Raw genomic sequence first — 25,774 nt, forward strand, 5'->3', positions numbered from 1 at the left:
CGAGATGGAGCTAAAATCGGCTTGAACGCTGTCCACTTTTTTGGGGGAAGATCAAAAATCCTTCCGCGGAGACAGTCTGGATTGCTTCGTCGCAAGGGCTCCTCGCAATGACGACGGAGAAGGCGTCGCCCGCCCCCTACTGCTTCTTGATCAAGCTCCACTTCGTGATCACGGCCTCGCTCATCTGGCCGGCATCGCTGGCGCAGGCGATCTCGTCGACCTTGACCGAGATCTCCTTGCCGACGAACGATTTCAACTGCGTCGCCTGCGCATCGCTGGAGGTGACGAGCTGGAAGGTTTCGGGGCCGGTCTCGAGGTTGCACAGCCCGTTCGGCGGCGGCAGGCGGCGCGGCTCGGACGTAATCTGGTAAGTCGCAACGCGCTTGCCGTTCTTGGCATCGCGCACCTTCATCGCATTCAGCTCGCCGGAGAGCACGTCGCCGGTGTTGATCGGCTTGCCGGGCTTGGACGGCGGCGGCGTCTCGTCGCCCTGCTGCGCGGAGATGGCCGGGCTCACCAGCACCATCATCGTCGCGACCAAAGCCAATCGTGTGGCGAAAAGTTTCGTCATGTCGTCCGTTCCGTAAAGTCTGGATGGCTAGAACAGGGTGCGCTGCCGCATCGCAGCCGATAGCGTACCTTCATCGAGATAATCAAGCTCGCCGCCGACAGGAACACCATGGGCGAGCCGCGTCACCTTCACATTGGCGTCCTGAAGCAGGTCGGTGATGTAGTGCGCGGTGGTCTGGCCGTCCACCGTCGCATTCAGCGCCAGGATGATCTCCTGCACCTGCGAATCATGCGCGCGCGCCACCAGCGCGTCGATGGTGAGGTCCTGCGGGCCGACGCCGTCGAGCGGCGACAATGTCGCGCCGAGCACATGATAGCGCCCCTGGGTGGCATTGGCGCGCTCCAGCGCCCAGAGATCGGCGACGTCGGCGACGACGACGATGATGGAGGGATCGCGCTTCGGATCGATGCAGACGGTGCAGGGATTTTGCGTGTCGATGTTGCCGCAGGTCTTGCACACCTCGACCTTGTCGAGCGCGACCTGCAATGCCGACGACAGCGGCATCATCAGCGCCTCGCGCTTCTTGATCAGATGCAGCGCCGCGCGTCGCGCCGAGCGCGGGCCAAGGCCCGGCAGCCGCGCGAGCAGCTGGACCAGCCGCTCGATTTCAGGACCTGCAACAGCGCCCATCTTACTGGCCGAACAGCCCCGGCGGCAGGCCGAGCCCGCCGGTGAGGGCCTGCATCTTCTCCTGCATCGCAGTCTCCGCCTTGCGGCGGGCATCACTGAGTGCGGTGACGAGCAGGTCTTCCAGCACCTCGCGCTCTTCCGCCTTCATCAGCGATGGATCGATCTTGATGCCCTTCACGTCCATCTTCGCAGTCATGCGCACGGCGACGAGGCCGCCGCCGGAGATGCCTTCGACCTCGACGTTGGCGAGCTGGTCCTGCATCTCCTGCATCTTGGATTGCAGCTGCGCCGCCTGCTTCATCATGCCGAGAAAATCAGCCATAGCTCGCGTGTCCTTGAAAGAGGCTAAGGCGCTATGAATCATCATCGCGCCTTAGCATATTGTTTGCGCATGATCTTATCGGAAAACCGCTTCGCACTTTTCGCTACGCGGCCCTTCGGTCCGGATCATGCGCTAGAGATCGTCGCCGTCGGAACCCTCTAGCGGATCGTCACTGCCATAGTCCGAGTTAATATTGGTTTCCGGCGTCTCGGGGGCAAGCCTGCGGACTTCGACGACCTTCGCTCCGGGGAAACGCGACAGCACCTCCTGCACGCGCGGGTCGGCCTCGGCGGTGCGCGCATGCTCCTGCTTCGCGGCCTGGTTCACCGAGCGCAGCGTCGGCTGGCCCTGTTCGTTGGAGACGATCACGGTCCAGCGCCGCCCGGTCCATAGCTCGAACTTCTTCGCGAGCTCGGAGATCATGGTCTTGGAGGCGTTGGGCTCGAGCGCGACTTCCAGCCGGCCCTCCTCGAAGCGGACGAGGCGCATGTCGCCTTCGAGCGCGCCCTTGGTCAGGAGGTCGCGCTTCTGCCCCGCCAGCGCGACGAGCTGGGTGAAACTGGTGACGCGCAGCACCGGCGCTGCGCCTTGCGGATCCGGCACCGGCGCCGCCATCTGCGGCCGGGCAGCGCCACCGCCGAACGAGGACGGTGAGGATGTCGGCATGCGAACCGGGGCCGTGGAAGCTACCGGCGCCGAAGGCGCGCTGCGCGCGGCACTGCCGCCGCTCACGACCGGTGAGCCGCCGCCGTTCTGCTCCAGCATCCTGATCGCTTCGTCCGGCGTCGGCAGGTCGGCGACATAGGCGATGCGCACCAGCACCATTTCGGCGGCCGCGGCGGGACGCGTCGCGGCCTGCACCTCGGTGATGCCCTTGAGCAGCATCTGCCACATCCGCGACAGCACGCGCATCGAGATTTTTGAGGCGAAATCCTTCGCGCGGACCCGCTCGGTCTCGCCATAGGCGACGTTGTCGGCGGTTGCCGGCACTATCTTCACGCGGGTGACGAAATTGACGAATTCGGCGAGGTCCGAGAGCACGACGATGGGATCGGCGCCGACGTCGTACTGGTCGCGGAACTCCCTGAAGGCGGCCGCGATGTCGCCGCGCGCCAGCGAATCGAAGAGATCGATGACGCGGGTGCGATCAGCGAGGCCCAGCATCTGCCTGACGGCATCGGCCTTCACCTGCCCCGCCGCATGCGCGATCGCCTGGTCGAGCAGCGACAGGGAATCGCGCACCGAGCCTTCGGCGGCGCGCGCGATGATGCCGAGCGCCTCCGGCTCGATCTCGACGCTTTCCCTGGCCGCGATGTTGGCGAGGTGCTTCATCAGCACGTCGGCCTCGACGCGGCGCAGGTCAAAGCGCTGGCAACGCGACAGCACCGTGACTGGAACCTTGCGAATCTCTGTCGTGGCGAACACGAACTTGGCGTGCTCCGGCGGCTCCTCCAGCGTCTTCAGGAAGGCGTTGAACGCCGCCGTCGACAGCATGTGGACTTCGTCGATGATGTAGACCTTGTAGCGGGCGCTGGCGGGTGCGTAGCGCACGCTGTCATTGATTTGGCGGACGTCGTCGACGCCGGTATGCGAGGCGGCGTCCATCTCCAGCACGTCCATGTGCCGGCTTTCCATGATCGCCTGGCAGTGCACCCCCAGCGCCGGCATGTGGATGGTCGGGCCCTTCACCGAACCATCCGGCATCTCATAGTTGAGCGCACGGGCCAGAATACGCGCAGTGGTGGTCTTGCCGACCCCGCGGACGCCGGTGAGGATCCAGGCCTGCGGGATGCGCCCGGTCTCGAACGCGTTGGAGACGGTGCGGACCACGGCCTCCTGGCCGATCAGATCATCGAAAGAGGAAGGGCGGTATTTCCGCGCCAGCACCCGATAGGGCGTGCCCGGCTCGGCGCCGAGTGCGAAGCCAGCCTGGCTGGCGCTGTCGGGATTGGGAGGGGCGCCAGCGTCGGTCATCGGTCGATCCGCAATGAAATCTCTCTCGGCCGGCTTTTGCGGAAAGGAGCGCGCCAGCGGGAGGCCCGCCGGCGCAATTCGCTCGAAAAAACAGGTAGGAGACTGACGAGCGACCCGATCCAGACCTCGTTAGGGCTGCTTCCTTCCGGACCTGACCCGGTTGGCGAGTGGCTCGTCCACCGCCAATCTCCCGGTCCCTATTTGGGGCCAAAGGGAGCGGAAAGCAAGCGGGTATCGGCTTGAACCGGTTGAGTTTGCCCAGCATCCGGGCAATTCCAGATCTGCCCAGCCGATAGGCTGTGCTTTCGCTGCTGGGACCACCTTGCTAAGAACGCTTGGCGGAACTCCATCCAACCAGAAAAGCGATTGATCCCAATGGTTACACGTCGTGATGTTGCATCGATTGTCGGACTTGGCGCCATTGGTGCAGCGGCCGCGGGGGCGCTGGCCTCCCCGGCCGTGGCCCAGGCGGCCGATCCGAACGAATCGACCTTCGCCCGCATCCGCCGGACCAAGAAGCTGCGGATCGGCGCGGTCGGCGGCGGCGCGCCCTACTACATGAAGGACCTCGCCTCCGGCCAGTGGAAGGGTTTTTACATCGACATTGCCAAGGGGCTCGCGGACGACATGGAGGCCGAGCTCGAGATCACCGAAACCACCTGGGGCAATTCGGTGCTCGATCTGCAGGCCAACAAGATCGACATCTTCTTCGGCCTCAATCCGACCCCGAAGCGCGCGCTGGTAGTGGACTTCTCGGTGCCGGTCTTCAACAACGCCTTCGCCATCCTCTGCAAGAAGGACTTCAAGCCGAAGAGCTGGGCCGAGCTGAACTCGCCCGACATCAAGATCGCAGTCGACCAGGGCTCCTCGCACGACCAGGTCGTCAGCCGCCTGACGCCGAAGGCGCAGATCACGCGGCTGAAGACCGCGGACGATGCCACCGCGGCGCTCCAGACCGGCCGCGTCGACGCGCAGTGCCTGATCACCATGCTGTCGCTGACCGTGCTGAAGAAGAATCCCTCGCTCGGCCAGCTCGTGCTGCCGACGCCGATCTTCGCCACCACCTCGAATGCCGGCTTCCGCCGCGAGACCGACAAGACCTGGCGCGATTACGTCAACACCTGGATCGACTTCAACAAGGGCCTCGGCTTCATCCGCAACGCGATCATCACCAACATGGAGCTGGTGGGCGTGACGGAGGCGGACATTCCGCCGGGCGTGTCGCTGTAAGCGATGGGTTCAGGGCTGGCTCGCTCCGCGCACTCCGCTCTGCCCCCTCTCCCGCCTGCGGGAGAGGGTCGGGGTGAGGGTGTCTCCGCTAGGGAGACTCCCCAAGAGGATGGAGCCCTCACCCGGCGCTTCGCGCCGACCTCTCCCGCAAGCGGGAGAGGTGCAGCGAGCGCGCGGCTCGAACTTTCCAAGCCATTTCCCGACTGAGGTCCAAGCGAATATGTATCAGTGGGACTTCGGCATCCTCTGGGGCTATCGCTGGCTCTTTCTCAACGGGCTCGGCGTCACCGTCGGCTTCACCGTGGTCATCGTCGTCTGCGGGCTGCTGTTCGGCCTGCTTGGCGCGTTCGGCAGCCTGTCGCGCTTCAGGGCGCTGCGTCTTGCCGCGCTCGCCTTCATCGAGGCGTTCCGCTGCACGCCGATCCTGGTGCAGCTGATCTGGTTCTATTACGCGCTGCCGATCCTCGCCGGCGTCGAGATGACGCCGATCACCGCCTCGGCGCTGGCGCTCTCGCTGTATGGCGGCTCGTTCTATTCGGAGATCATCCGCGGCGGTATCGTCTCGATCGACAGCGGCCAGTCCGAAGCCGGCGCCGCGCTCGGCATGACGCCGATCCAGACCATGCGTCGCATCGTGCTGCCGCAGGCGATCAAGCGCATGATCCCGGCGCTGATGAACCAGTCGATCATCCAGTTCAAGAACACCTCGCTGGTCTCGGTGCTGGCCGTGCCCGACCTCGTCTATCAGAGCCAGGTCGCCGCCCATGACAGCTACCGGCCGCTGGAGACCTACACCGCGGTCGCGGTCGCCTATGCGGCGATCCTGATTCCCCTGACCATCCTCGTCCGGCGCGGCGAGAAGCGATTGGCGGTCAGCGAATGAGCGAGAAGAACACCACGAAGATCGAGATCCGGGCCTTGCGCAAGAGCTTTGGCAGCAACGAGGTCCTGAAGAACATCAATCTCGACGTCGCCAAAGGCGGCGTCATAGCGCTGATCGGACCGTCCGGCTCGGGCAAATCGACGCTGCTCCGCTGCATCAATCTCCTCGTCGTGCCCGATGGTGGCAGCGTGCGAGTCGGGGACACGCGCTTTTCGTTCGGCGACGGTTCGAAGCTGCCCGACGTGAAGACGCTGGCCAGATTCCGCGCCACCACCGGCATGGTGTTCCAGCATTTCAACCTGTTCCCGCACATGACCACGCTCCAGAACGTGATGGAGGGGCCGGTCACGGTGCGGCGGATGACCAAGGCGGACGCCGAGAAGCTCGCGCGGGCGCAGCTCGCCAAGGTCGGGCTTGCCGAGAAGGCCGATCAATATCCGGCAACGCTCTCCGGCGGGCAGAAGCAGCGCGTCGCGATCGCGCGTGCGCTCGCGATGGAGCCTGATGTCATGCTGTTTGATGAGGCCACCTCGGCGCTCGATCCCGAGCTCGTCGGCGAGGTCTTGAACGTGATGCAGCGGCTGGCATCGGAAGGCATGACCATGGTGATCGTGACCCACGAGATCGCCTTTGCCCGCGAGGTCGCCGACCGCCTCATCTTCATGCGCGACGGAATCGTCGTCGAGGAAGGCCCGGCACGGCAGGTGATCGACAATCCCAGGGAAGCCGCGACGCGCGCCTTCCTCAGCCATTTCCACCGCACCGGCGCACTGCCGCCGGCCAACGCGACACCATGATGCCTGATATCGAACGCGTCTATCTCGTCACCGGTGCCGCCAGCGGCATCGGCCGCGCCACCGCAAAACTGCTCGCCGCGCCTGGCGTTGGGCTTCTGCTGCACACGCGCGCGAATGCAGAAGGCCTCGACGCCACCGCGGCGGACGCCGAAGTGAAGGGCGCTGTCGTAGCAAAGTGTCTCGGCGATCTTGCCGAGGAGGCGGCAGCCACCGATGCCGTCGCCGCCGCGCAAGCCGCCTTTGGCCGACTCGATGGATTGATCCTGGTCGGTGGCCACGCCCGCCGCGGCAGCGCGATCGGCACGCCTGCGGGCCAGTTCCGACAGGCGATGGACGAATCTGCACTGGCGTTCACGCGAATGGTCGAGGCGGCGCTGCCGCTGCTGCGTGCAGGACGAGACGCAAGGATCGTGGCAGTCTCCTCATTCGTCGCGCACGCGATCCGTCCCGAATTCGCGCCCTTTGCCGCGACTGCCGCGAGCCGCTCCGCACTGGAAGCGCTGGTGCGGCTGACCGCGGTCGAGCTCGCGAGCGACGGCATCACCGTCAATGCGGTTGCGCCGGGCCTCATCGTCAAGGACAAGCCGAGCGAGAGCCGGCTGTCGCCCGAGCAGATCGCTGCGACCGAGGCGCTGATCCCGATGCGCCGCCGCGGACGGCCGGAGGAAGTCGCCGAGATCATCGCCTTCCTGGCATCACCGAAGGCGTCCTACGTCACCGGCCAGGTCTGGCACGTCAATGGAGGCCTGACATGACCGAAGCGACCATCGAACGTCTCAGGCTGTTCCTGATCGAGAGCCCGATCAAGATGGCGCGCCTCCAGGGCGTCGGCAACGTCAAGGGCACGGTGAAGCGCGTGCTGATCGAGCTCACCGCGAGCGACGGCGTGATCGGCTGGGGCGAGGCGGCGCCGTGGGAGGTGTTCACGGGAACGCCGGAAGCGGCGTTCTCAGCGCTCGACATTTACTTAAGGCCGATCGTGCTCGGCAAGCCGGTGCGCCGTATCCGCGCGCTGATGGCGGAGCTCGACCGTGCGCTGGTCGGACATGCCGAGGCCAAGGTCGCCATCGAGATGGCGCTGCTCGACATCGTCGGCAAGTCGTCCGGCTTGTCGGTCGCCGACCTCCTCGGCGGCCGGGTGCGCGACACGATTCCCCTCTCCTTCTCGATCGCCGATCCGGATTTCGCCGCCGATCTCGACCGCATGCGAAACATGGTTCCGGACGGCAATGTCATCTACAAGGTCAAGACCGGCGTGAAGCCGCATCGCGAGGACCTCGACCACCTCGAGGTGATCCGGAAAGAATTCGGCGACAAGGTCGATCTGCGCGTCGACTACAACCAAGCCCTGGCGCCGTTCGGCGCCATCAAGATTTTGCGCGATGTCGAAGAGTTTGCGCCAACCTTCATCGAGCAGCCGGTGCCGCGCAAGTTTCTCGACGTGATGGCACAGCTCACCGCGGCGCTGGAAACGCCCGTGCTCGCCGACGAAAGCTGTTTCGATCGCCGCGACATGATGGAGGTGGTGTGCCGCGAGGCAGCCGATGCCGTCTCGATCAAGCTGATGAAGGCCGGCAGCCTGTTCGAGGCGCAGGCGATCATGGCAATCGCCGACATCGCCGGCATGCCCGGCTATGGCGGCACGTTGTGGGAAGGCGGCATTGGGCTCGCCGCCGGCACGCAGCTGATCGCGGCGACGCCGGGCATCTCGCTCGGCTGCGAGTTCTACATGCCGCATCACGTGCTGACCGAGGACGTGCTGGAGGAGCGCATCGCCAACCGCGGCGGCCATGTCGTGGTGCCCGACGGCCCCGGCCTCGGGATTCGTGTGAGCGAGGCGTCGATCCGCGCCAATGCGCGGGTGATTGCGGAGGCGTAACTCGCTGTCGTCCTGGCGAAAGCCAGGACCCATTACCCCAGGGAGCAGTTGTGGTCCGAGCTGGTCACCACAAATCTTCGCCAAACTACTTCCTGGGGTAATGGGTCCTGGATCTGCGCTTCGCTTGTCCAGGACGACAACGGTGCATGAGGCCCCTGCGGAGCCCCAACCTTTCCCTCGCTAATTCCCTATCGTATGGTCGCCCCCAACACGCCCGCCCCCCGGCTATCCGGAAACGCATATGCCCGAACCCGCCTGGTCGCTGCACTCCCGCCTGAAAGAGGACACCATCGACATCGGCGATTTGCCGCTGTCGAAGGTGCTGGTCATCAAGGACGCGCATTATCCCTGGCTGCTGCTGGTGCCGCGGCGGCCTGACGCGGTCGAGATCATCGATCTCGACGAGGTGCAACAGGCGCAGTTGATGACCGAGATCTCCCGCGTCTCGCGCGCGCTGAAGGAGATCACCAAATGCGACAAGCTCAACATCGCAGCCCTGGGCAATCTCGTGCCGCAGCTTCACGTTCACGTCATCGCGCGCCGGACCAGTGATGCGGCCTGGCCGCGGCCGGTGTGGGGCGTGATGCCGCCGCTGGCGCACGACGCCACTGAAGTGCAGAATTTCATCAGCGCGCTCCGCCGCAAGATCTGGTTGGGTTGAAAGAATTATAATGTCAGCATTCGACGCGTTTCCGCTGGGACAGCCGGCCTTCGTCACCAACGTCCTCGACCGCGCCGCGCATCTGCGCCGCGACGACGAAAAGCTGTTCGCGATGGAGCAGAAACCGTCATCGCGCGCCTATGTCGTCTATCGCGACTCGCTGCTGGTGAAGCGCGAGGGCGACAAGGTGCGGGCGCTGCTGGGAATCGACGAGGCGCTGAAATGCGGCGCTAATCCCGGCACGGTCTTCTTGGGGCTGCGTGACGGCGCGGCAATGTTCGGCATGGGAATGTCGCAGGCGGCGGCCGAGAAACTGGTCGGCCGCGACGACTACACCGTGACCGAGCTGCGCGGCATGGCGATGCAGGGCGCGGTCCCGCCGCAGGAGCTGTCGGCGATCGCGATGGCGAAGTCGATGGTGGGCTGGCATCAGCGCCATGGCTATTGCGCCAATTGCGGCGCACGCACCAGCATGAAGGAAGGCGGCTGGAAACGCGACTGCCCCGCCTGCAAGGCCGAGCATTTTCCACGCACGGATCCCGTCGTGATCATGCTGGTCGCTTCCGGCGACAAATGCCTGCTCGGCCGCCAGAAACAGTTTCCGCCCGGCATGTATTCCTGCCTCGCCGGCTTCGTCGAGGCCGCCGAGACCATCGAGGACGCGGTGCGCCGCGAGATCCTGGAGGAGTCCGGGATCCGCTGCACCGACGTGCAGTATTACATGACCCAGCCCTGGCCCTATCCGTCGTCGCTGATGATCGGATGCAGCGCGCGGGCACTGAACGAGGACATCGTCGTCGATCGCATGGAGCTGGAAGACGCGCGCTGGTTCACGCGCGAGGAGGCGGCGCTGATGTTGACGCGGACGCATCCGGACGGGCTCGCCGGCCCGCATCCGTTTGCAATCGCCCATCATCTGCTCGGCCGCTGGGTGCACGATAGAAGCGGCGCTTGAGCTGAGAGCGCCGATGACCGCAGCGGGACTCGCGCCGCGCATCCTCTGCATCGGCATTCCCGTGCGAGACCTCACCTTTCGCGTCGAGGCCGTGCCCGAACGCGGCAGCAAGGCCAACGCGAGCCATCTTGCGGAGATCTGCGGCGGCAACGCGCTCAATGCCGCGATCGCCATCGCCCGTCTCGGCGGCCGCGTCGCGTTCGCCGGACCGATGGGCGATGCCGGCGAGACGTCGAGCAGCTTCATCCTCGAACGGATGGCGCAGGAGGGCATCGAAACCACGCAGATCGTGCGCATGCCGGGCCTGGCCACGCCGGTCTCGGCGATCATGATCGAGCCCTCCGGCGAGCGGACCCTCGCGATCTATCGTGATCCCGCTTTGTGGACCGTGAAGCTGGCGGACGCGGACGAATTGCTCGCCGATTGCCGCGCGGTCCTCGTCGAAAGCCGCTGCGCTTCGTTCGCGACCTCGCTCTGCACTGAGGCGCGCCGGCGCGGCATTGCCGTCATCGTCGGCGTCGACCGCGCGATGTCGTTGCAGGACGGCTTGCTCACGGCTGGCTCGCATCTGCTGTTCGCCAGCGAACAGGCGCAGGAGACAGCCGGCATCGCCGACGATGGCGAGGCCTTGAAGCGCCTGGCCGGGCTGACGCCGGCCTTCCTCGCCGCCACCCGCGGCCCCCGCGGCACGATCTGGCTGAACGAGGTGGGCGAGCTGGAGGAGACGCCAGCCTTCCCGATCCAGGCGGTCGATACGCTCGGCGCCGGCGACGTCTTCCATGGCGCCTTCGCGCTTCGCTTCGCCGAGGGCAAGGGGGCGCGGCAGGCGCTGCGATTCGCCGCGGCCGCCGCAGCGCTGAAATGCGGCCGTCATGGTGGTGGCCTAGCCGCCCCACAACGCGTTGAAGTTGAAGAGTTTTTGAGCGAGCAGCCGGCGGCGGTGCCCGGCCGGCCGCCAACATTATAGACTTGCTATAGAATGATTTTCTCTATATCAGGGAAATCTGCCCCTGAAATGGAACAAAGTTCTTCAAATGACCGACCTTGCCGTCCAGATCCCCGAGACCAGCCGCCGCCTCGATGCCATCGACCGCAAGATCCTGATGGTCCTCCAGGAGGATGCCTCCCTCTCTGTCGCCGAGATCGGCGACCGCGTCGGCCTGTCCTCGACCCCCTGCTGGAAGCGCATCCAGCGGCTTGAGGCCGACGGCGTGATCATCAAGCGCGTCGCCCTCGTCGACCAGAACAAGATCGGGCTCGGCATCTCCGTGTTCGTCTCGGTGGAGAGTTCCGACCATTCCGACGCCTGGCTGAAGCGGTTCGCCGAAGCCGTCAGCGCCATGCCGGAGGTGATGGAGTTCTATCGCATGGCCGGCGACGTCGACTACATGCTGCGCGTCGTGGTGGCGGACATGCAGGCCTATGACGTGTTCTACAAGAAGCTGATCAGCGCCGTGCCGCTGAAGAACGTCACCTCGCGCTTCGCGATGGAGAAGATCAAGTCGGTCACCGCGCTGCCGATCCCGGCGGTGGTGGCGGCTTAGGTCGCGCCACACAGACGCTGTCATCGCCCGGCTTGACCGGGCGATCCAGTAGTCCGCGACGCCTGCGATCGAATCGAGAAGCTGCGGCGTACTGGATGTCCCGCCTGCGCGGGGCATGACAGCGGTGCGTGTGGCGACTTGCAGCTACACCTCAAATCTTCTGATTGTACTCGCCGACTTCGGGATGGGTGCGCAGCACGCTGTTCACCATCTCAAACATGTCGTGCATGCGCTGCTCCGAGACCGGGCTCTCGACCACGACGACGAGCTCGGGCTTGTTGGAGGAGGCGCGCATCAGGCCCCAGCTGCCGTCTTCGACCGTGACGCGCACGCCGTTGACGGTGACGAGATCGCGGATCGACTGACCGCCGATCTTGGCGCCCTTCGCCTGCAAGCCTTCGAAGTGCTTCACCACCTTGTCGATGACGCCGTATTTGACCTCGTCGGCGCAGTGCGGCGACATGGTCGGCGACGACCAGGTCTTCGGCAGCGCGTTCTTCAGGTCCGCCATCGACTTGCCCGGCGCGCGGTCGAGCATGTCGCAGATCGCGATCGCCGAGACCAGGCCGTCGTCATAGCCGCGGCCGAACGGCTTGTTGAAGAAGAAGTGACCCGACTTCTCGAAGCCCGCCAGCGCGCCCATCTCGTTGGTGCGGCGCTTCATGTAGGAATGACCGGTCTTCCAATAGGCAACCTTCGCGCCCTGCTTCTGCAGCACGGGATCGGTGACAAACAGGCCGGTCGACTTCACGTCGACGACGAACTGCGCCTCCTTGTGGATCGCCGACATGTCGCGCGCCAGCATCACGCCGACCTTGTCGGCGAAGATCTCCTCGCCGGTGTTGTCGACGACGCCGCAGCGGTCGCCGTCGCCGTCGAAGCCGAGGCCGACATCGGCCTTGTGATGCAGCACCGCGTCGCGGATCGCGTGCAGCATCTCCATGTCCTCAGGGTTCGGATTGTATTTCGGGAAGGTGTGGTCGAGCTCGGTGTCGAGCGGGATCACCTCGCAGCCGATCGCCTCCAGCACCTGCGGCGCGAACGCGCCGGCGGTGCCGTTGCCGCAGGCTGCGACGACCTTCAGCTTGCGCGTCAGCTTCGGACGAGAGGTGAGATCGGCGATGTAACGCGCCGGATAATTTTCGTGGAATTGATAGGAGCCGCCGGCCTTGTTCTTGAACTCGGCGCCCAGAACGATCTCCTTGAGCCGCGCCATCTCGTCGGGGCCGAAAGTCAGCGGGCGATTGGCGCCCATCTTCACGCCGGTCCAGCCATTGTCGTTGTGCGAGGCCGTCACCATCGCGACGCAGGGCACGTCGAGATCGAACTGCGCGAAATAGGCCATCGGCGTCACCGCAAGCCCGATGTCGTGCACCTTGCAGCCGGCCGCCATCAGGCCGGAGATCAGCGCGTATTTGATCGAGGCCGAATAGCCGCGGAAATCGTGGCCGGTGACGATCTCCTGCTTGACGCCGAGCTCGGCGATCAACGCGCCCAGCCCCATGCCGAGCGCCTGCACGCCCATCAGGTTGATTTCCTTTTGGAACAACCAGCGCGCGTCATACTCGCGAAAGCCCGTCGGCTTCACCATCGGCTCGGATTCGAAGGCATAGGTGTTGGGCAACAATACGGATTTCGGCTTCGGGAACATTAAGATGGTCTCGTGAAAAGGGAGGCAGGATTTGCTGCAGCCTTAGCGAATGCCGGGCCGCAGCGGAAGGCGGGAATGAAGGCTTATGGCCGATAATTGCGGCAGTTTGGTAACGAAGAAGGGCCCGCGGAGAGGATGCGATCAGAAGGCATAGACAGCGTCGGCCGTTGCGGCGGGAGCGACGTATGATTTCAGACCGTCGCGGTTGACGACGTCAACGGGTTCATCAAAGAGCTTGGCAATATATTCCTTGAGCTCGACGTAATCGAACACCGTGATCCGGGCCTCCGGATCGATCTCGACCATGATATCGACATCGCTGCCGGAATGATTTTCGCCCCTCGCCACGGAGCCGAACAACGCGGCATGCAAAACGCCCCGCTCGCGCAGGGCAGGCTCGAACTGTCGCAGAATCGCTATCGCATCGGGGCCGTTCATGGATGGAATATAGCACTCCGCCTGCCCCGGCGGGAGGCCCTCCTCGGGCTGTTAAAGCGAACTTACTGCTCCAGCACCATCTGGCCATTGGCGTATTCGAAGCGCTTCAGGCGAGACAGGAACGAGAGGCCGAGCAGGTTCTCCGACAGCGCTGCGTCCGGCAGCACCATGGCATCGACGTCACGCACGATAAGGCCGCCGACCTCTAACATGGCGATGCGGGTGCGCGCGGCCTTGACGGTGCCGTTGGCGGTCGAGACGGTGGCGTTGTACTCGCTGCGCGAGGGACGCAGGCCAAAGCGGGCGGCCGAGGTCTCGTTCAGCGCGACCACGGAGGCGCCGGTGTCGACCATGAAGCCGATGCGCTGGCCCTCGATCCGGCCCTCGGCCTGGAAATGACCGCGACCGTCGCGGGAAATGGCCAGGCTGCGGCCGCCGGCGGGCGCGGTGGAGGCGACTGCCACCGTCGTGCGCGGCACCGAGGTGGCGGAGGCGGAGCTCATCTTGTCCGCCATCTGGGCCATGAAGGTGCCAAGGCCGATCATGACGGCCGCGAAGATCACTATGTTACGCATCACACCACTTCCGAGCCGGAAAGCTCGATTTCACCACGCGGCGCGCCTGTCCGCGAGCGAAGGCACGCCGGGGCTCGTGTCATTTTGACGAAAAGGATGAGCGGATGGTTAATGCGGTCGCTTGAACCTCTCCCCGCAAGAGCGGGGCGAGGCAGTCACGTCCCCCGCGGCTTCGCTCGCCGGGTCGGCAGCGCACTGGCCGGATCGTCCGGCCAGGGATGACGCGGATAACGGCCGCGCAGATCGGAGCGTACCGCGCTGTAGCTGCCGCGCCAGAAGCCGGGGAGATCGCGCGTCACCTGTACCGGGCGCTGCGCCGGCGACAGCAATTCCAGCACCAGCGGCACCTTGCCGGCGGCGATCGAGGGATGGGTGTTGAGGCCGAACAATTCCTGGAGCCGCACCGCGATGGTTGGCCCCTGCTCGGCTTCGTAGTCGATCGCGAGCATGCTTCCGGTCGGCGCCTCGAAATGCGTCGGCGCCTCGCGGTCGAGGCGCGCACGCATCTCCCACGGCAGCAGCGCCATCAGCGCGTCGGAGAGATCGCCGGCGGAGATGTCCTTCAGCGCGATCTTGTCGTAGAGCGCGGGGACCAGCCAGTCGTCGCGGCGCGCGATCAGTCCGTCGTCGGAGAGATCCGGCCAGCTGTCGCCCTCGGCCTTGCGCAGGAACATCACGCGGTCGCGCCACTGCTTGGCGGCCTTCGACCAGGGCAGCCGGTCGAGGCCCGCGGCGATCAGGCCATCCGCGAAGATGCGCGCGGTATCCTCCGAGGGCGACACGGCAAGCGTCGCCTCGGCGAGCGTGATCGCATGCAGCGCTCGCTTGCGCCGCGCCCGCAACGCCATCGCGCCACGATCGAACGAGATCTCGTCGGCACTCTCGATATGCTCGGCGAAATGCCGCTCGATCTCGTCCTGCGTGATTTGCGCAGCGAGCAGGATGCGTCCGCTCGCCGCCGTTCCCGTCATTTCGCCGATCGCGATGTAGGGCGCGCGGGCGAGCGAGGAGGTCTGCTCGACGGAAGCACCGCGGCCATTGGCCAGCACGAAACTGCCATTGCCGCGGTTGCGCGCGACGCGGTCCGGAAAGGCATAGGCGAGCATCAGGCCGCTCGAGAGATCCTCCTGCTCTGCCGCCTTCTCCGAGGCCGCCACTTGCGAGGCCCAGCGCCGCGCCAGGTCACGCGCGCTCGCCGCGCGCGGGGAGCGATCGCGGCGGAACTGGTCGCGCCTGTGCTCGAGATCGACGCTGTCGCCGCCGAGCCCACGCTCGGTGATGATGGCCGCGATCTCGGCAGCAGCCTCGCCGCTGCCTGCACGATGCGAATCCACGATCATGCGCGCTAGGCGCGGCGGCAGGGCTAGCGCGCGCAGGCTCTTGCCCTCCGCGGTGATGCGGCCGTCTCCATTGAGGGCGTTAAGCTCGGCAAGCAGGCTCTTGGCTTCCTTCCAGGCCGGCTGCGGCGGCGGATCGAGGAACGACAGCGCAGTGGGATCGGCGACGCCCCATTGCGCGAGATCGAGCACCAGCGACGACAGATCGGCGCTGAGGATTTCCGGCTGGGTGTAAGGCGCGAGCGACACAGTCTGTGGCTCGTCCCAGAGCCTATAGCAGACACCAGGCTCGGTGCGGCCGGCGCGGCCGCGGCGCTGGTCCACCGCCGCGCGCGAGGCGCGCACGGTCTCGAGCCGGGTCAGCCCGATGTCGGGCTCGTAGCGCGGCACGCGGGCAAGACCGGAATCGACGACGATACGCACGCCTTCGATGGTGAGCGAGGTCTCGGCGATCGATGTCGCCAGCACCACCTTGCGCGTGCCCTTGGGCGCCGGCGCGATGGCGCGGTCCTGCACGGCAGCATCGAGCGCGCCGAACAGCGGCACGATCTCGATGGAAGCGTCGTGGACGCGTTCGCCGAGGAAGTTCTGGGTACGGCGGATCTCGGCGGCGCCGGGGAGGAACGCCAGCACCGAGCCGCTATCGGCGCGCAACGCCGATGCGATCGCATCCGCCATCTGCCGCTCCACCGGCGCATCCGCCTTGCGGCCGAGATAGCGCGTCTCGACCGGAAAGGCGCGGCCCTCGCTCTCGACGACGGGCGCCTCGCCGAGCAATCTTGCCACGCGCGCGCCATCGAGGGTGGCCGACATCACGAGGATGCGGAGATCCTCGCGCAGGCCGGTTTGCGCGTCGCGCGCCAGCGCCAACCCCATGTCGGCATCGAGCGAACGCTCGTGGAATTCGTCGAACAGAACGGCAGCGATGCCGGAGAGTTCGGGATCGTCGAGGATCTGGCGGGTGAAAATGCCTTCGGTCACCACTTCGATGCGCGTCGCGCGCGAGATCTTGGAGCCGAAGCGGACGCGATAGCCGACGGTCTCGCCAGTACGCTCGCCGAGCGATTTTGCCATGCGATCGGCACTGGCGCGCGCCGCGATGCGGCGCGGCTCCAGCACGATGATCTTCTTACCCGTGGCCCAGGGCGCATCCAACAGCGCCAACGGCACCCGCGTGGTCTTGCCGGCGCCCGGCGGCGCCACCAGCACGGCCGCGTTGTGCGCTTCCAGCGTGCCCGACAAATCGTCGAGCACGGCATCGATCGGAAGGGGCGTGTCGAAGCTGCGGGGCAAAAGTCTCGGTCCGTCATCGTCTGCCCTGTGCGCAATTGCGTACTGGGGCCGGCGATCCAGTAACTCGGATCCCAATTATTACGAAGGTCACGGGCTACTGGATACCCCGCCTTCGCGGGGTATGACAATCTTGTGTAGCTATCAGCCCTGCACCGACGGGCGGCCGATGCTCTCGTAGACGAAGCCGGCGGCTTCCATGTCCTCGGGCCGGTAGACGTTGCGGAGATCGACGACGACGGGCTTTGCCATGGTCGCCTTCAGCCGGCCGAGATCGAGCGCGCGGAACTGCACCCATTCGGTGACGATGACGAGCGCATCGGCACCTTGCGCGCAGGTGTAGGCATCCTCGCAATAGGTGATGTTGGGCAGCTCGCTCTTGGCCTGCTCCATGCCGACGGGATCGAACGCCTTCACGTTTGCGCCCATGTCGATCAGGCCGGTCACCAGCGGGATCGACGGCGCATCGCGCATGTCGTCGGTATCGGGCTTGAAGGTGAGGCCGAGCACCGCGATGGTCTTGCCGCGCAGCGAGCCGCCGAGCGCCTGGCTCACTTTCCGCGCCATCGCGCGCTTGCGGTTCTCGTTGACGGCGAGCACGGATTCGACGATGCGCAGGGATACGTCGTAGTCCTGCGCGATCTTGATCAGCGCCTTGGTGTCCTTCGGGAAGCACGAGCCACCGAAGCCGGGACCCGCATGCAGGAATTTGGTGCCGATGCGGTTGTCGAGGCCAATGCCGCGCGCGACCTCCTGGACGTTGGCGCCGGCTTTTTCCGAGAGATCGGCGATCTCGTTGATGAAGGTGATCTTGGTCGCCAGGAACGCGTTGGCGGCGTATTTGATCATCTCGGCAGTGCGGCGCGCCGTGAACATCAGCGGCGCCTGGTTCAGCGACAACGGACGATAGATGTCGCCCATCACCTTGCGGCCGCGCTCGTCGGAGGTGCCGACCACGATGCGGTCGGGGAATTTGAAGTCGCGGATCGCGGCGCCTTCGCGCAGGAATTCGGGGTTGGAGGCGACGACGACATCGGCTGACGGATTGGTCTCGCGGATGATGCGCTCGACCTCGTCGCCGGTGCCGACCGGCACGGTCGACTTCGTCACCACGACGGTGAAGCCGGTGAGCGATTGCGCGATCTCACGGGCGGCGGCGTAGACATAGGACAAATCGGCGTGCCCGTCGCCGCGGCGCGAGGGCGTGCCGACCGCGATGAAGACGGCATCGGCCTCCGCGACCGGCTTGGACAGGTCGGTGGTGAAATCCAGCCGCTTAGCTTTCACATTGTTCGCCACCAGCTCGTCCAGCCCGGGCTCGTAAATCGGGATTTCGCCGCGATGAAGGCCAGCGATCTTCTTCTCGTCCTTGTCGACGCAGGTGACGTCGTGACCGAAATCCGCAAAGCAGGCCCCGGACACCAGTCCCACATAGCCCGTGCCGATCATCGCGATGCGCATGAAAATCCCTGTTTTAGATTGGTTAATGAAGCCCCGACGCGTTGCGGTTTAGCATTTTCCTGAGGGGAGGGAACAGTGGCGCATGCAAAAAAGCGGTACGGAAATTGAACCGGTAAAGAAGTCTGAAACCGCAACGCGCCACACTGCCCCGCTGACGGACAGGGACTGGCGGAACACGCCTCAAAAAGGGACATCATGGCACGATCAGGCACAATCGCTGCGGGCGGGCGTTCCAACGCCCCTTCCGCCGCGCGTGTCGACTGGGTCGACTACGCCAAGGGCATCTGCATCGTCATGGTCGTGATGATGCATTCGGTCCTCGGGGTCGAACTCGCCGCCGGACAGACCGGCTTCATGCATGTCGCCGTGGCCTTCGCAAAGCCGTTCCGGATGCCGGATTTCTTCCTGATTTCGGGTCTGTTCCTGTCCCTGGTGATCGACCGGGACTGGCGAACCTATCTCGACCGCAAGGTGGTGCATTTCGCCTATTTCTATGTCGTCTGGGTGACAATCCAATTCGGCTTCAAGGCGCCGGCCTTCGCGGCGGAAACGAGCTGGCGCGAGGTTGGCCTGTTGTACCTCGAATCCTTCATCGAGCCGTTCGGCACGCTGTGGTTCATCTATCTGCTGCCGATCTTCTTCGTCGTCACAAAACTGACACGCAAAATCCCGCCGCTCGCGATCTGGCTCGTCGCCGCCGCGCTGGAGACGGCGCGCGTCACGACCGGCTGGACCGTCATCGACGAGTTCTGCGCGCGTTTCGTTTATTTCTATTCAGGCTATCTGTTCGCGCCTTACGTGTTCGCCCTGTCGGATCGCGCACGGAAGCATACGGTCCTTGCGCTTGCAGTGCTCGCGACCTGGGCACTGGTCAATGCCGGGCTGGTCACATTCGGCGCCAGCGAATGGAAGATCGTCTCGCTCGTGCTCGGCTTCGCCGGCGCCTGCGCCATCATCACTATGGGCACGCTGCTCGCGCGCGCGCAATGGTTGAACTGCCTCCGCTTCTGCGGCGAGCATTCGATCGTGATCTATCTCGCCTTCTTCCTGCCGATGGCGGCGACGCGGACGCTGCTGCTGCGCACCGGCATCATTGCCGATATCGGCACGGTGTCGCTGGTCGTCACGGTTCTCGGCGTGCTCGGGGCGCTCGCGATCTGGCAGACCGCGCTGCGGCTCAATGCCGGCTTCCTGTTCGAGCGGCCGGACGCGTTCTGGATCGCGCCGAAGAAAACGGGGCCTATGTTGCAGGCGGCGGAGTAATCGAGATCGCTGTCGTCGCCCGGCTTGACCGGGCGACCCAGCATCCCAGAGACAGTCGTCATCGACCGATAGGCCGCGGCGTACTGGATTCCCCGCATTCGCGGGGAATGACAGTGGGGATAGTGACGCCAGCGAGCCAAAAATCCGCCTTCCAAGGCTGTCAAAGCCCGCAAAAATTCATACATTGCGACCATGCCCAAAACCGCACCCAAAACGTCCCCGAAGACCACCGCCAAAGCTGAAACCAAGGCTGCCGCGCCCAAGGCGGCCGCCGAGAGCAAATCCGCTGCTGCCAAGCCGGTCGCGGCGAAGGCGGCCGGCAAGGGCGACCATGTCTTCCTGGTCGACGGTTCCTCCTACATCTTCCGCGCCTATCACGCGCTGCCGCCGCTGAACCGCAAGTCCGACGGCCTCCAGGTCAACGCCGTGCTCGGCTTCTGCAACATGCTGTGGAAGCTGTTGCGCGACATGCCCGAGGACAACCGGCCGACGCATCTGGCGATCATCTTCGACAAGTCGGAAATCACTTTCCGCAACAAGATCTATCCCGAGTACAAGGCGCACCGGCCACCGGCGCCTGACGATCTGATCCCGCAATTCGCGCTGATCCGCGAGGCCGTGCGCGCCTTCGACCTGCCCTGCCTGGAACAGGTCGGGTTCGAGGCGGACGATCTGATCGCGACCTATGTGCGGCAGGCCTGCGAGCGCGGCGCGAGCACGACCATCGTGTCCTCCGATAAGGACCTGATGCAGCTCGTCACCGATTGCGTCACCATGTACGACACCATGAAGGACCGCCGCATCGGCATCCCCGAGGTGATCGAGAAATTCGGCGTGCCTCCGGAGAAGGTGGTGGAGGTGCAGGCGCTCGCCGGCGATTCCACCGACAACGTGCCTGGCGTGCCCGGTATCGGCGTCAAGACCGCGGCACAGCTGATTACCGAATATGGCGACCTCGACCAATTGTTGTTCCGCGCCGGCGAGATCAAACAGCCGAAGCGGCGCGAGGCGCTGCTCGAGAATGCAGAGAAGGCGCGGATCTCGCGGCAGCTCGTGCTGCTCGACGACAAGGTCGAGCTCGAGGTTCCCCTCGATGACCTCGCCGTCCACGAGCCGGATGCACGCAAGCTGATCGCCTTCCTCAAGGCGATGGAATTCACGACGCTGACGCGGCGCGTCGCCGACTATTCGCAGATCGATCCCGCCAACGTCGATGCCGATCCCGGCTATGCCAAGGGCGCCAGCGTATTCTCGCCGCTGCCGCCCTCGGATGTCGTGCCCGCGCCGGGAACCGGCACGCCGGCGCAAGCTGCTCCGCGCGAGCGTAACAAATCGGCGAGCAAGGAGGACAAGGCCGCGAGCCCGAAGGGTGCGCCGATCTCGCTGGCCGCCGCGCGCGAAGAGGTGCTGCGCAAGCTTCCAGTCGAGCGCGGCAAGTATCAGGCGATCAAGACGCCTAATGAGCTCAACGCCTTCATCGCCCGCATCCATGACGTCGGCCATGTCGCGATCGAGACGAGAGCGAACTCCATCAATCCGATGCAGGCCGATCTCTGCGGCATCGCACTGGCGGTAGCGCCAAACGAGGCCTGCTACGTGCCGCTGGCGCACAAGCAATCCGGCGGCGGCGCCGGCCTGTTCGACGCGGGCCTGGCACCCGACCAGGTCAAGCACGACGACGCGATCCAAGCGCTGCGGCCGGTGCTGGAATCGTCAGGCATCCTCAAGATCGGCTTCGACGTCAAGTTCACCGCGGTGATGCTGGCACAGCACGGCATCATTTTGCGCAACATCGACGACGCGCAACTGATCTCCTACGTGCTCGACGCCGGCCGCGGCTCGCATGCGATCGAATCGCTGTCCGAGCGCTGGTTCGGCCATGCCATGCTGAAGGAGAACGAGCTGCTCGGCAGCGGCAAGGGCAGGATCACCTTCGACCAGGTGCCGATCGACAAGGCCGCGCCGCTGTCGGCGGAAGGTGCCGACATTGCCCTGCGCGTCTGGCGCGTGCTGAAGCCGCGCCTCGTTGCCGAGCACATGACCACCATCTACGAGACGCTGGAACGGCCGCTGGTATCCGTGCTGGCACGCATGGAGCGGCGCGGCATCTCGATCGACCGTCAGGTGCTGTCGCGGTTGTCGGGCGAATTCGCCCAGACCGCGGCGCGGGTCGAAGCCGAGATCCAGGAGATCGCAGGCGAGCCGGTCAATGTCGGCAGCCCCAAGCAGATCGGCGACATCCTGTTCGGCAAGATGGGACTGCCAGGGGGCAGCAAGACAAAAACCGGCGCATGGTCGACCACCGCGCAGGTGCTCGATGAGCTCGCCGAGCAGGGCCACGACTTCCCGAAGAAGATTTTGGAGTGGCGCCAGGTCTCGAAGCTGAAATCGACCTATACCGACGCGCTGCCGACTTACGTCAATCCACAGACCCATCGCGTCCACACCACCTACGCGCTGGCCGCGACCACGACCGGCCGGCTGTCGTCGAACGAGCCGAACTTGCAGAACATCCCGGTGCGCACCGAGGACGGCCGCAAGATCCGCCGCGCCTTCGTTGCGACGCCCGGGCACAAGCTGGTCTCCGCCGACTATTCGCAGATCGAGCTGCGGCTGCTGGCGGAGATCGCCGACATTCCCGTGCTGAAGCAGGCGTTCCGCGACGGGCTCGACATTCACGCCATGACCGCGTCCGAAATGTTCGGCGTGCCGATCAAGGGCATGCCCAGCGAAATCCGTCGCCGCGCCAAAGCGATCAATTTCGGCATCATCTACGGCATCTCCGCATTCGGCCTCGCCAACCAGCTCGGCATCGCGCGCGAGGAGGCCTCGGCCTACATCAAGAAATACTTCGAGCGCTTCCCCGGCATCCGCGCCTATATGGACGAGACGCGCGACTTCTGCCGCAACCACGGCTACGTCACCACGCTATTCGGCCGCAAATGCCACTACCCTGACATCAAGGCCTCCAACGCCTCGGTGCGCGCCTTCAACGAGCGCGCCGCGATCAACGCCCGGCTCCAGGGCACTGCCGCCGACATCATCCGCCGCGCCATGACGCGGGTGGAGGATGCGCTGGCCAAGAAGAAGCTGTCGGCGCAGATGCTGCTCCAGGTGCATGACGAATTGATCTTCGAGGTGCCCGACGCCGAGGTCGAGGCGACGCTGCCGGTCGTGCAGCACGTGATGCAGGACGCCCCGTTCCCGGCCGTGCTGCTGTCGGTGCCGCTGCATGTCGATGCGCGTGCCGCGACGAACTGGGACGAGGCGCATTAGTCTCGCCTCTTGCGTCGTCCCGGCGAAGGCCGGGACCCATTACCACGAGATGCGGTTGGGCGAAGATTGCCCGCTACGATCTCGCGCCGCACTTCTCCCTGGGGGTATGGGTCCCGGCCTTCGCCGGGACGACGTTGAGGTGAGACACGAGAACCTAATTGTCCTCCGTGCAATTGCGCGATGGCCCCACCGCGTCTCGCATATTAGAACCATCGCGTCCCCGCACCGGTCGCCCCATGCCCCACACCCCCGCCCTGCTCGGCTTTGCCCTCGTCTGCCTCGGCATCGTGCTCACGCCCGGGCCGAACATGATCTACCTGATCTCGCGCTCGATCACGCAGGGGCCGACGGCGGGCATCGTCTCGCTCGGCGGCGTGGCGCTGGGCTTCGTGTTCTACATGCTGTGCGCGGCGTTCGGCATCACGGCGCTGCTGCTCGCCATTCCCTTCGCCTATGACGCGCTGCGCTTCGCCGGCGCCGGCTATCTGCTATGGCTCGCCTGGCAGGCGGTGAAGCCGGGCGGGCGCTCGCTGTTTCAGGTCAGGAAGCTCGCAATCGACAGCCCGCGCAAATTGTTCGCGATGGGCTTCGTCACCAACCTGCTCAACCCGAAGATCGCGATGCTGTATCTGGCGCTGCTGCCGCAGTTCATCGATCCCACCGCCGGCAGCGTGCTGACACAGTCGGTGGTGTTAGGGGCGATCCAGATCGCGATCAGCGTCAGCGTCAATGCGATGATCGCGCTCGCGGCCGGATCGATCGCGCTGTTCCTGGCGAGCCGGCCGAGCTGGATGCTGGTGCAGCGCTGGCTGATGGGCACGGTGCTGGCCGGGCTCGCGGTGCGGATGGCGGTGGAAGCGAAGAAGGTGTGAGGAGAGCGCCCGGTCAAGCACAGCCAACCCACTCCGCCGACGCATCATCATTCAGCCGCGCCACCGCATCGGCACGGCGCATCAGCACGGCACGCTGGTTGATGTAGCCCTTGTCGGTGATCTCGCCGTCGTCGACCGACGGCGGTTCGGCGAGCAGTAGCGCGCGCGTGGCATGGCCGGAGGAGTTGCCGCTCTGCTGTTTCAGCCGTGCCAGACCCTGCGCGATCGCGGTCCTGACCTTGTCATGTGCCAGCACGTCGTTCACAGTTGCCGTCTCGTCCAGCCCGGCATGGGCGCGGCAGGCAGCGATATTCGGGAACACCAGGAAGCGCACCTCATCGCCGCCATGGCCGGTGACGACGATGTCCTGCGCGAGCGGCGCCAGCGCGGCTATGCCGGCGACGCGCAGCGTGCCGACGCTGACCCAGGTGCCGGAATTGAGCTTGAAATCTTCCGCGACGCGACCATCGAAGAACAGGCCGCGCTCGGGCCGCTTTGCGTCGGCAAACTTCACGGCGTCGCCGATGAGATAGAAGCCTTCTTCGTCGAACGCCTGCTTCGTCAGCTCCGGCGCCTTCCAATAGCCCGGCGTGACGTTGGGACCGCGCACGCGCACCTCCAGCTTGTCAGCGGAAGTGACGAGCTTGAGCTCGGTGCCGGGAATAGGCACGCCGATATTGCCCGAGCGTTGTGCGAGGAAATGGCAATCGGTCGCGAGCGGGGAAGTTTCGGTCGAGCCCCAGGCCGAGACCATCGGCAACGCACGGCCGACGGTCTCGATGGAAAGCTGCTCCAGCGCATCCCACAGATTCTGCGGCAGCGCGGCGCCGGCATAGAACGCGAACTTCACCTCGCCGAAGAAGCGGCGGCGCAGCTCCTCGTCGCCGCGGAGGGCCGCGATCAGCATGTCGAAGCCGCGTGGCACGTTGAAATAGACCGTCGGAATCACGCTTTTCAGATTGGCGAGCGAGGTCGCAAACAGGCCCGGAGCCGGTTTGCCGCCGTCGATATAGAGCGAGCCGCCATTGCGCAGCACGAGGTTGAAATTGTGATTGGCGCCGAAGGTGTGGCTCCAGGGCAGCCAATCGAGGATCACGAGATCGCCGCGGCCCGGTTCGAGGAACGTCCAGGTCTGCGCCTTGGCCTGCTGGCTCGAGGTCAGCATGCGTTGGGTGTTGACGACCGCCTTGGGCGTACCGGTCGAGCCCGAGGTGAACAGGAATTTTGCGATCGTGTCCGGCGTCACCGCGGCGAAGGCTTTTGCGACGTCGGCCGTTTCGGGCGTCGCCGCGATCGTGCGGAACGACAGCGCGTCGACATCGTCGGCATTGCCGCTGATGATCTGCGCCGTGTGCAGCGGCCTGATCGCAGCCAGCGCCGCCGCAAGTGGCTTCATCGCGGAGACATAGATCGCGCCTGGCTCGAGCAGCGCGATCATGCTCTTGAGCTTGTCGAAATCTTTCGACATCAGCGAATAGGCAGGCGAGATCGCCGCCGAGGGCACGCCGACATGCTGAGCGGCGAGCGCGAGCAGCGCATGGTCGATGCTGTTGTCGGAGAGGATGGCGAGCGGGCGCTCGGCACTGAGGCCCTGCGCCAGGATCCAGGACGCTGCCGCCCGCACCTGCCGCAGCGCCTGCGCATAGGTGACGGTGGTCCAGGGCGCTTCAGCGCTGCCGCGCTCGGCGAGAAAGATGGCATCAGGCGTTTGCCGCGCCCATTGCTCAAGCCAGTCGCCGGTGCAGCGCGCGCTTTCGCCAAGCGGCTCGGGCGAGCGCAGCACGATGCTGCCGTCGGCGCGATGCTCGGCAACGGTTCTGGGTGTTGCGAACAGGCTCGCAGCATCACCGCGTGAAGCGGTTGTCATCGGGTTTCCTCCTCGCCCCGGATCCGGGATCGGCCACAGCCTCGTTCCGGGCTGCTTCGGCCACAATGTTGGGCACCACAATTGTTGTCGTCAACAACAATCTTTCTTTCAGCGCCCGCGAGCGCTAGACTCCTCTCCCTCTCCCCGCCTGCGGGGAGAGGGTCGGGGTGAGGGGGAGTCTCCGCGAGGATGGTGGCAGTTGGACTCGCGGAGAGTCCCCCTCACCCCGACCCTCTCCCGCGCTGCGATCCGGCCCCGCCCCCCCCGCGGGGCGAGGCGCAGGGGGCCCAAGCCAACA

General features: G+C 65.4%; 22 protein-coding genes and 1 other RNA gene. 12 read left to right on the forward strand and 11 right to left on the reverse strand.

Translation table 11 applies throughout. The annotated features are described in order from the left end of the window. Positions 1 to 136: 136 nt before the first annotated feature. The 5 genes from AAE027_RS38215 to ffs form a co-directional block, all read right to left on the reverse strand. The gene (locus AAE027_RS38215; RefSeq protein ID WP_091887287.1) at positions 137 to 571 is read right to left on the reverse strand and encodes a hypothetical protein; all 435 of its coding nucleotides are present in this window, start codon (positions 569 to 571) and stop codon (positions 137 to 139) included. 27 nt (positions 572 to 598) lie between these two features. Continuing rightward, positions 599 to 1,201, reverse strand: a complete 603-nt coding sequence (recR, locus tag AAE027_RS38220) for a recombination mediator RecR (RefSeq protein ID WP_370990358.1) — start codon at positions 1,199 to 1,201, stop codon at positions 599 to 601. A 1-nt stretch (position 1,202) separates the two neighbouring features. Continuing rightward, complete coding sequence (locus AAE027_RS38225) at positions 1,203 to 1,523, reverse strand: YbaB/EbfC family nucleoid-associated protein (protein ID WP_061879603.1); 321 nt, start codon at positions 1,521 to 1,523, stop codon at positions 1,203 to 1,205. A 132-nt stretch (positions 1,524 to 1,655) separates the two neighbouring features. Continuing rightward, positions 1,656 to 3,497, reverse strand: coding sequence for a DNA polymerase III subunit gamma/tau (locus AAE027_RS38230; RefSeq protein WP_370990359.1), 1,842 nt, complete (start codon positions 3,495 to 3,497; stop codon positions 1,656 to 1,658). 94 nt (positions 3,498 to 3,591) lie between these two features. Further along, positions 3,592 to 3,688, reverse strand: an RNA gene (gene ffs / locus AAE027_RS38235) — signal recognition particle sRNA small type. A 184-nt stretch (positions 3,689 to 3,872) separates the two neighbouring features. Between ffs and AAE027_RS38240 the strand changes: the two genes are divergently transcribed. From AAE027_RS38240 to AAE027_RS38280, 9 genes are all read left to right on the forward strand, one after another. Next, the gene (locus tag AAE027_RS38240; protein WP_091887280.1) at positions 3,873 to 4,727 is read left to right on the forward strand and encodes a transporter substrate-binding domain-containing protein; all 855 of its coding nucleotides are present in this window, start codon (positions 3,873 to 3,875) and stop codon (positions 4,725 to 4,727) included. Between the two features lie 220 nt (positions 4,728 to 4,947). Further along, positions 4,948 to 5,610: an amino acid ABC transporter permease gene (locus tag AAE027_RS38245; RefSeq protein WP_370990360.1), complete on the forward strand. Its 663-nt coding sequence runs from the start codon at positions 4,948 to 4,950 to the stop codon at positions 5,608 to 5,610. Next, a complete protein-coding gene (locus AAE027_RS38250; RefSeq protein WP_370990361.1) occupies positions 5,607 to 6,407 on the forward strand; it encodes an amino acid ABC transporter ATP-binding protein in 801 nt (266 codons plus the stop codon). The genes AAE027_RS38245 and AAE027_RS38250 overlap by 4 nt, the downstream gene beginning before the upstream one ends. Next, positions 6,407 to 7,162: an SDR family NAD(P)-dependent oxidoreductase gene (locus AAE027_RS38255; RefSeq protein WP_370990409.1), complete on the forward strand. Its 756-nt coding sequence runs from the start codon at positions 6,407 to 6,409 to the stop codon at positions 7,160 to 7,162. The genes AAE027_RS38250 and AAE027_RS38255 overlap by 1 nt, the downstream gene beginning before the upstream one ends. Then, on the forward strand, positions 7,159 to 8,286 hold the full coding sequence (locus AAE027_RS38260) for a muconate cycloisomerase family protein (RefSeq protein WP_370990362.1): 1,128 nt from the start codon (positions 7,159 to 7,161) through the stop codon (positions 8,284 to 8,286). Before AAE027_RS38255 ends, AAE027_RS38260 begins: the two co-directional genes overlap by 4 nt. 241 nt (positions 8,287 to 8,527) lie before the next feature. Beyond that, positions 8,528 to 8,947: an HIT domain-containing protein gene (locus AAE027_RS38265; protein WP_164939773.1), complete on the forward strand. Its 420-nt coding sequence runs from the start codon at positions 8,528 to 8,530 to the stop codon at positions 8,945 to 8,947. A 10-nt stretch (positions 8,948 to 8,957) separates the two neighbouring features. Further along, on the forward strand, positions 8,958 to 9,902 hold the full coding sequence (nudC, locus tag AAE027_RS38270; protein ID WP_370990363.1) for an NAD(+) diphosphatase: 945 nt from the start codon (positions 8,958 to 8,960) through the stop codon (positions 9,900 to 9,902). A gap of 13 nt (positions 9,903 to 9,915) precedes the next feature. Continuing rightward, entirely contained in the window at positions 9,916 to 10,869 is a 954-nt protein-coding gene (locus AAE027_RS38275; protein WP_370990364.1) for a PfkB family carbohydrate kinase, read from the forward strand. A 67-nt stretch (positions 10,870 to 10,936) separates the two neighbouring features. Beyond that, the gene (locus AAE027_RS38280) at positions 10,937 to 11,446 is read left to right on the forward strand and encodes an Lrp/AsnC family transcriptional regulator (RefSeq protein ID WP_008542650.1); all 510 of its coding nucleotides are present in this window, start codon (positions 10,937 to 10,939) and stop codon (positions 11,444 to 11,446) included. Positions 11,447 to 11,597: 151 nt separating this feature from the next. Here the strand turns inward: AAE027_RS38280 and AAE027_RS38285 are convergent, their stop codons facing one another. From AAE027_RS38285 to AAE027_RS38305, 5 genes are all read right to left on the reverse strand, one after another. After that, positions 11,598 to 13,097, reverse strand: coding sequence for a phosphomannomutase/phosphoglucomutase (locus AAE027_RS38285; RefSeq protein WP_370990365.1), 1,500 nt, complete (start codon positions 13,095 to 13,097; stop codon positions 11,598 to 11,600). A gap of 141 nt (positions 13,098 to 13,238) precedes the next feature. Then, entirely contained in the window at positions 13,239 to 13,535 is a 297-nt protein-coding gene (locus tag AAE027_RS38290; protein ID WP_370990366.1) for a nucleotidyltransferase family protein, read from the reverse strand. A 62-nt stretch (positions 13,536 to 13,597) separates the two neighbouring features. Continuing rightward, positions 13,598 to 14,110: a TIGR02281 family clan AA aspartic protease gene (locus AAE027_RS38295; RefSeq protein ID WP_370990367.1), complete on the reverse strand. Its 513-nt coding sequence runs from the start codon at positions 14,108 to 14,110 to the stop codon at positions 13,598 to 13,600. Between the two features lie 155 nt (positions 14,111 to 14,265). Further along, complete coding sequence (hrpB, locus tag AAE027_RS38300) at positions 14,266 to 16,740, reverse strand: ATP-dependent helicase HrpB (protein ID WP_370990368.1); 2,475 nt, start codon at positions 16,738 to 16,740, stop codon at positions 14,266 to 14,268. Between the two features lie 141 nt (positions 16,741 to 16,881). Then, a complete protein-coding gene (locus AAE027_RS38305) occupies positions 16,882 to 18,198 on the reverse strand; it encodes a UDP-glucose dehydrogenase family protein (protein ID WP_370990369.1) in 1,317 nt (438 codons plus the stop codon). A gap of 195 nt (positions 18,199 to 18,393) precedes the next feature. On the opposite strand from AAE027_RS38305, the gene AAE027_RS38310 reads away from it, so the two are divergent. From AAE027_RS38310 to AAE027_RS38320, 3 genes are all read left to right on the forward strand, one after another. After that, positions 18,394 to 19,461, forward strand: coding sequence for an acyltransferase family protein (locus AAE027_RS38310; protein WP_370990370.1), 1,068 nt, complete (start codon positions 18,394 to 18,396; stop codon positions 19,459 to 19,461). A 192-nt stretch (positions 19,462 to 19,653) separates the two neighbouring features. Then, complete coding sequence (gene polA / locus AAE027_RS38315) at positions 19,654 to 22,737, forward strand: DNA polymerase I (protein WP_370990371.1); 3,084 nt, start codon at positions 19,654 to 19,656, stop codon at positions 22,735 to 22,737. Between the two features lie 236 nt (positions 22,738 to 22,973). Further along, complete coding sequence (locus AAE027_RS38320) at positions 22,974 to 23,609, forward strand: LysE family translocator (RefSeq protein WP_370990372.1); 636 nt, start codon at positions 22,974 to 22,976, stop codon at positions 23,607 to 23,609. A 13-nt stretch (positions 23,610 to 23,622) separates the two neighbouring features. Here AAE027_RS38320 and AAE027_RS38325 read toward each other — a convergent pair whose 3' ends face one another. Next, positions 23,623 to 25,476: a feruloyl-CoA synthase gene (locus AAE027_RS38325; protein WP_370990373.1), complete on the reverse strand. Its 1,854-nt coding sequence runs from the start codon at positions 25,474 to 25,476 to the stop codon at positions 23,623 to 23,625. Positions 25,477 to 25,774: the final 298 nt, after the last annotated feature.

This window comes from Bradyrhizobium sp. DN3 (assembly GCF_041357655.1).
Lineage (GTDB): Bacteria > Pseudomonadota > Alphaproteobacteria > Rhizobiales > Xanthobacteraceae > Bradyrhizobium.

Bases quoted from the DNA above. Each gene is read 5' to 3' on its own strand.
- AAE027_RS38320 (WP_370990372.1), top strand. From the start codon at position 22,974: ATGCCCCACACCCCCGCCCTGCTCGGCTTTGCCCTCGTCTGCCTCGGC.
- AAE027_RS38245 (WP_370990360.1), top strand. From the start codon at position 4,948: ATGTATCAGTGGGACTTCGGCATCCTCTGGGGCTATCGCTGGCTCTTT.
- AAE027_RS38215 (WP_091887287.1), bottom strand. From the start codon at position 571: ATGACGAAACTTTTCGCCACACGATTGGCTTTGGTCGCGACGATGATG.
- AAE027_RS38305 (WP_370990369.1), bottom strand. From the start codon at position 18,198: ATGCGCATCGCGATGATCGGCACGGGCTATGTGGGACTGGTGTCCGGG.
- polA (WP_370990371.1), top strand. From the start codon at position 19,654: ATGCCCAAAACCGCACCCAAAACGTCCCCGAAGACCACCGCCAAAGCT.
- AAE027_RS38325 (WP_370990373.1), bottom strand. From the start codon at position 25,476: ATGACAACCGCTTCACGCGGTGATGCTGCGAGCCTGTTCGCAACACCC.
- AAE027_RS38310 (WP_370990370.1), top strand. From the start codon at position 18,394: ATGGCACGATCAGGCACAATCGCTGCGGGCGGGCGTTCCAACGCCCCT.
- AAE027_RS38285 (WP_370990365.1), bottom strand. From the start codon at position 13,097: ATGTTCCCGAAGCCGAAATCCGTATTGTTGCCCAACACCTATGCCTTC.
- nudC (WP_370990363.1), top strand. From the start codon at position 8,958: ATGTCAGCATTCGACGCGTTTCCGCTGGGACAGCCGGCCTTCGTCACC.
- AAE027_RS38230 (WP_370990359.1), bottom strand. From the start codon at position 3,497: ATGACCGACGCTGGCGCCCCTCCCAATCCCGACAGCGCCAGCCAGGCT.
- AAE027_RS38250 (WP_370990361.1), top strand. From the start codon at position 5,607: ATGAGCGAGAAGAACACCACGAAGATCGAGATCCGGGCCTTGCGCAAG.
- AAE027_RS38225 (WP_061879603.1), bottom strand. From the start codon at position 1,523: ATGGCTGATTTTCTCGGCATGATGAAGCAGGCGGCGCAGCTGCAATCC.
- AAE027_RS38260 (WP_370990362.1), top strand. From the start codon at position 7,159: ATGACCGAAGCGACCATCGAACGTCTCAGGCTGTTCCTGATCGAGAGC.
- AAE027_RS38280 (WP_008542650.1), top strand. From the start codon at position 10,937: ATGACCGACCTTGCCGTCCAGATCCCCGAGACCAGCCGCCGCCTCGAT.
- AAE027_RS38295 (WP_370990367.1), bottom strand. From the start codon at position 14,110: ATGCGTAACATAGTGATCTTCGCGGCCGTCATGATCGGCCTTGGCACC.
- AAE027_RS38275 (WP_370990364.1), top strand. From the start codon at position 9,916: ATGACCGCAGCGGGACTCGCGCCGCGCATCCTCTGCATCGGCATTCCC.
- recR (WP_370990358.1), bottom strand. From the start codon at position 1,201: ATGGGCGCTGTTGCAGGTCCTGAAATCGAGCGGCTGGTCCAGCTGCTC.
- AAE027_RS38290 (WP_370990366.1), bottom strand. From the start codon at position 13,535: ATGAACGGCCCCGATGCGATAGCGATTCTGCGACAGTTCGAGCCTGCC.
- AAE027_RS38265 (WP_164939773.1), top strand. From the start codon at position 8,528: ATGCCCGAACCCGCCTGGTCGCTGCACTCCCGCCTGAAAGAGGACACC.
- AAE027_RS38255 (WP_370990409.1), top strand. From the start codon at position 6,407: ATGCCTGATATCGAACGCGTCTATCTCGTCACCGGTGCCGCCAGCGGC.
- AAE027_RS38240 (WP_091887280.1), top strand. From the start codon at position 3,873: ATGGTTACACGTCGTGATGTTGCATCGATTGTCGGACTTGGCGCCATT.